The 1,694-nt window shown below is 31.6% G+C and carries 2 protein-coding genes; both read right to left on the minus strand.

The window, feature by feature from the left end; all coding sequences use genetic code 11:
* Positions 1-26: 26 nt before the first annotated feature.
* On the minus strand, positions 27-950 hold the full coding sequence (locus tag ESZ54_RS12040) for a site-specific integrase (RefSeq protein ID WP_136137897.1): 924 nt from the start codon (positions 948-950) through the stop codon (positions 27-29).
* A gap of 68 nt (positions 951-1,018) precedes the next feature.
* Positions 1,019-1,694: restriction endonuclease subunit S (locus ESZ54_RS12045; RefSeq protein WP_239433813.1), on the minus strand; the 676-nt coding region annotated here is incomplete at its 5' end.

Here is a 1,694-nt window from a genome sequence, read left to right on the forward strand (position 1 = left end):
GACTCTTACTCTTCAAGAGCGAGAGATTATATGCTGGAAAGGTATCTCATTATTTTATCGTTATCCTGATTTTCTAATTCTTGAATAATATGCAAATAAATCTGTTGTGTAGTACTCATGTTTGCATGTCCAAGACGTCTTGCTACACTTGCAATTGAGACTCCTGCAAATAATAAAAGTGATGCGTGTGTATGTCTTAGACCATGAATAGAAATTACTGGAATTTCAGCTTTTTCACAATGTTTTTTTAACTGGTTATTGATAGTAGAATTAAAAACTCTTCCTTTAACAAATATTGGTTGATCCTCGTTCATGTTACTTATCAATTGTGCAAATTGCATGTTAGTTTTCCAATCTAGTTGCACAACTCGATTCGACGATTGATTTTTTGTTCCCTGAAAATTACCCAATTTATCTTTGTAATTCCAAGTTTTATTAATTGTCACTGTTTGATAAGCAAAATTAAAATCATTTGGAGTCAATGCCAGTGCTTCTGAAAACCTTAACCCCGTTTTAGCAATTAGCAATAACAACCAATCATTATTCACTTTTTCTCCAAGATTTAACTGTTCTACCAACTTTTGTAAATCAAATTGACTAATATATTTTATTTTTTTCTTACTGGGAAATTTTCCCTTCACAACAACTTTTCTTGTTGGGTCAAGCATTATTAATCTCTCATCAACTGCATCTACAATAGCAGCTTTTAAGTGATGATGAAAATCCATTGTTGTTTGCTTTTCATGAGTCAAAGCATACGTATTTAAAATTTTTTGATATTGTCTACGATCTAAATTTTTCAATCGAAGATTAGGAACAATTTCTTTGAGACGATCAAGTGACATGTAATACTTCGACAACGTAACTTCTCTTACTGCACCAACTTTGTATAATTCAATCCATTCACAAAAATACTCATGAAACAATGCATCATTTTTTACCATTGACATAAAAAAACCTCCTCATAAGAATTTTGTATCAATTCATTATAAGGAGGTTCTCAAGTTAAAAGTCAATACTATATAAACAGTTTTTGGAGCAAACTTTTTTTCATCATTTTCATATTTTCAACTTCTCGTTCTTGAAGAGTAAGAGTCTCGTCTAGTTGTTTGAAAAAGTTACCGATTTGGGTTTGTTCATCTAAGTTCGGAATTTTCACTTGTAAATCTTTAACAATAGAACCAGATAAATTTCCTTGTCCGCCTTGAAGATATTTTTCAATTATTTTTTGTTTTTCTAGTTTCAACCACTGCATTATGAACTGTGAATTATAACCATCATTTGGTTTTATAGCTAATATCGCTTGATTAATTGCCCCATTAATCTTTGATATACCAACTTCTCCACTTGTAGCACCATACAATGCATAAAGAATATCACCAATATCAACCATTTTTGCTGATGAGACATCTAAACCATTTTTTGTTAAAAATAATTCTGTGTAATCACTATTAATTTCCGCTGAACGAATAAAAGGAATGTCACCACCATAAAACTCTTTTTTCCCAGCTGATGGTGTTCCACCAGAATACGATGAGCTAATATCCCCCAACTTACGCTGTTCCCAATCGTCAGTAAATCCTTTAAATCTTAACTCTGGAACTTTTTCATTTTGTTTCGGAAACATTTTCTGTAAATATGCTTGCTTCTGTTTCATTAATAATTCATGCTTACGCTCTTGAAGAGTAAGAGTC

This window comes from Vagococcus silagei (assembly GCF_004795745.1).
Classification (GTDB): domain Bacteria; phylum Bacillota; class Bacilli; order Lactobacillales; family Vagococcaceae; genus Vagococcus; species Vagococcus silagei.